Source organism: Nitratidesulfovibrio oxamicus (assembly GCF_015731765.1).
GTDB classification, from domain to species: Bacteria; Desulfobacterota; Desulfovibrionia; order Desulfovibrionales; family Desulfovibrionaceae; genus Cupidesulfovibrio; species Cupidesulfovibrio oxamicus.
The window spans coordinates 1-3,401 of the sequence record NZ_VRYY01000282.1; the positions used below are offsets into that span (position 1 = coordinate 1).

Consider the following 3,401-nt stretch of genomic DNA (forward strand, 5'->3'; position numbering starts at 1 on the left):
CTGCGTGCGCGGCCCCGGCAGCCTTGCGCCGGACCCCGCCCGCCCCGCCGCCGAGCGGATCATCCCCGACGTGCCGTTCTTTGCACAGGAACAGTACCAGTGCGGCCCCGCCTCGCTGGCCGGGGTGTTGCGCCACCTGGGGGTTACGGGCGCCCAGGCCACGCCGGACGGCGTCGCGGCGGCCATCTTTCGCCCCGGCATGCACGGCACGCTTTCGCTGGACCTTGCCCTGTACCCGCGCACCCTGGGGCTTTCCAGCCGCTGGTACGACGGCTCCGTGGCCGACCTGATGGCCGCCGTGGATTCCGGCCAGCCGCGCATCGTCATGGTGGACCACGGCTACGGGCCGGTGAGCACCTATCATTTCATGGTGGTGGTGGGCTATGCGCCTGACGCGGTCATCGTGAATTCCGACCGCACCCCCCTGCAACGGCTGCCGTGGGCTTCGTTTCTGCGCACCTGGGACCGCACCGACCGCTGGACGCTGGAGGTCCGACGGCAGGAACCGGCCCCTGCGCCCGCCCCGTAGCCCGAACCGTCACGGGAGGTTCCATGCCGGACCCCACGCCCCTTGCCGTCGCCCCTGCTGCCGTTTCCGGCGCTGCCGTCCTTCGGCCTGCCCAATCGTCCTTCCGGACATCCGGCCATGCATCCGGCCATGCATCCGACATGCCGCGCCCCGCATGGCGCGCCGCCCTGTCGTGCCTGCTGCTGGGCCTGCTGCTGGCCGGATGCGCCCTGCCGCGCATCGGCATCTATCAGGATCCGTTGTCCGGCGCGGAACACCTGGAACTGGGCCGCGCCTACGAGCAGAAGGGTGAACTGGACCTGGCCCGGCGCGAATACGCCGAGGCCGTGCGTGACGACGTGCCCCAGGCCCACCTGTTCCTGGCCAACCTGCTGTTCCAGAAAGGCGAGACGGAAGAGGCGGAAAGCCACTACCGCAAGGCCATCCATGCCCTGCCCGAGGCGGAATCGGCCCCGGCGCGCAACAATCTTGCCTGGTTGCTGCTGACGCGCGGCGAGAAACTGGAGGAAGCAGAACGACTGGCCGAAGAGGCCGTGCGTCTTGCCGACGATGCCCACCGCCGGAGCTTCGAGGACACCCTGGAACAGGTGAAGGCCGCGCGGAACAAGTAGCGCCTCCTGCGTTTCCGGACACCTGTCCTCCTCGTCCGCCGCTGTACCGGCAACGCCAACGACGGCCCGTCGCATCTCCCCACACGGATGCGGCGGGCCGCGTCGTTGACGGCTGTGATTCCTTGGGCTGCGTCCCTCCAGGTCCCCGCTCCTCACGGGGCCGCTCCTTTCGTTGCCTGTACCCCTGCCCGGCCACCTCCCCGGCTTCCCGCCCCGGTCGCGTTCCTCCCCTCTGTCCTCCGTCCCCGCCGTCCCCGCCGTCCCCTGCCGCTCCGCCACCCCGGTGCCGCCCCGCCACCCCGGTGCCGCCCCGTCGTCACGCACCGGGCAATGCCGCAGGTTTTTTCGCAAGATTGGCGGGGCGGGGTTTTCCGCGCGCGTTTCATCTGGCAAGATAGGCCATCGGGTACTCCGGGGAGGCTGCATGACCGGTCTGGGCATTCGGGGCAAACTGCTGGCCAGCTACATGCTGGTGTTCCTCGTGTTGCTGCTGTGCGGCGTCGTCGGTGCGTACATCTATGCCCGCAATGCCGTGGAGCAGGCCGTGGAGGAGCGGCTGCACGCGGCCCCCCAGTCCATTCTGGGCACCGTGCGCGTGGGGGCGGACCTTGCGGTGCGCAACTACCTGCGCGCCGCTTCGGAAAAGGCCCGCGACGTGGTGGCGCTGGAATACGAGCGGTACCGCTCCGGAGCCATCACGGAGGCGCAGGCCAAGGCCAATGCCGCCGCCATCCTGCTGCGCATGAGCATAGCCCGGTCGGGCTACATCTATTGCCTTACCTCCAACGCCACGCTGGCGGTGCACCCGGTGCCGTCGCTGCTGGGGCGCGATCTTTCGGAATTCGAGTTCGTGCGTGACCAGGCGCGCCTGCATGAAGGCTTCATGCAATACGAATGGCGCAACCCCGGCGAAACGCACGCCCGGCCCAAAGCTCTGCACATGACATGGTTCCAGCCGTGGGACTGGATCATTTCCGCTTCCGCCTACCGCGAGGAATTCCGCAACCTGCTCGACGTCACCATGCTGCGCGACGCGGTGCTCTCGCACCGGGTGGGTGAAACCGGCTATGCCTACGTCATGACCGGGGCGGGCGAGTTGCTGGTGCATCCGGTGATGGAACCTGGCGACATAGCCGACGCGCGCGACGACACGGGCCGTCGTTTCGTGCGCGAGATGCTGCAAAAGCGGTCGGGCCGCATTGTCTACTCCTGGCGCAATCCCGGCGAGGACCGCTACCGCGAGAAGATCGTGGTCTACGCCTACCTGGCGGACTACGACTGGATCGTGGCCGCATCCGGGTATACCGACGAGATTTACGCCCCCCTCGACCGCATGCGCCGCCTTGCCCTCGTGTGGCTGCTGGTGGCCACCGGGGTGGTGGCGCTGGCCAGCCTGTACGCCAGCGCGGGCATCACCGGGCCGTTGCGGCGGCTGACCGAGCGGGTGCGCGTGGGCGCCGGGGGCGACCTTTCGGTGCGGGTGGTGCCGGAAACTCACGATGAAATAGGCGACCTGTCCAACTATTTCAATAGATTGATGGGGGGACTGGAAGGGCACAGCCTGCGCATGGGGCAACTGGTGGAAGCGCGCACGGCGGAACTGACCCGCCTTAACGCCGACTATCTGGGCGAACTGGAGCGCCGCGCCGCCACGGAAGAAGAAGCCCGCAGTCGCCTGGCCTTTTTGCAGGCGCTGATGAATGCAATTCCCAACCCCATCTATTATCGCGATTTCACGGGCCGCTTCGTGGACTGCAACGCCAGCTTCGCGCGGATGGTGCTGGGCTGCGCGCGAGAAGACGTGCGCGGGCGTCCGCCGGGCGACTTTCCCGACGTGTACCCGGCGGACGTGGCCGCTGCCGTACTGCGCGACGACGACGAACTGCGCCATGCGGGCGGCACGCGTTTTGGCGAGCAGACCCTGCACTGCGCCGATGGGGCGGTGCGCCACTTCAGCGTGGTCAAGACCGTGTTCGGCGAGGGCACGGCAGGCGAGGGCGGCATTATCGGCGTGCTTACCGACCTTACGGCGCGCCGCCGGGCCGAGGAAGCGCGGCGCCTGCTGGAGCAGGCGGTGGAGAATTTTCCCGGAGCCCTGCTGATCCTGAATGGCGAAGGTTCCATCCAGTATGCCAATCCGGCCTTTGCGGCCATTACCGGTTGGCCGCGCACCGACGCGCTGGACCGCCGCCTGGCCGAGCTTGGCGCCGTGGAGGGGGCTGGCGGCAGCGCCGCAGGGAATGGCGCCGGAACGGCTGGCG

The 3,401-nt window shown here is 68.6% G+C and carries 3 protein-coding genes; all 3 read left to right on the forward strand.

Annotated elements, in window-relative coordinates:
- Positions 1–529 (forward strand): C39 family peptidase (locus tag FVW20_RS10305; protein WP_231039025.1); only part of this gene is annotated, 529 nt, incomplete at its 5' end.
- 23 nt (positions 530–552) lie between these two features.
- On the forward strand, positions 553–1,140 hold the full coding sequence (locus tag FVW20_RS10310) for a tetratricopeptide repeat protein (protein ID WP_196609400.1): 588 nt from the start codon (positions 553–555) through the stop codon (positions 1,138–1,140).
- A 424-nt stretch (positions 1,141–1,564) separates the two neighbouring features.
- Positions 1,565–3,401, forward strand: a 1,837-nt coding sequence (locus FVW20_RS10315; RefSeq protein WP_196609402.1) for a cache domain-containing protein, incomplete at its 3' end; no start/stop codon positions are given.

Bases quoted from the DNA above. Each gene is read 5' to 3' on its own strand.
- FVW20_RS10310 (WP_196609400.1), top strand. From the start codon at position 553: ATGCCGGACCCCACGCCCCTTGCCGTCGCCCCTGCTGCCGTTTCCGGC.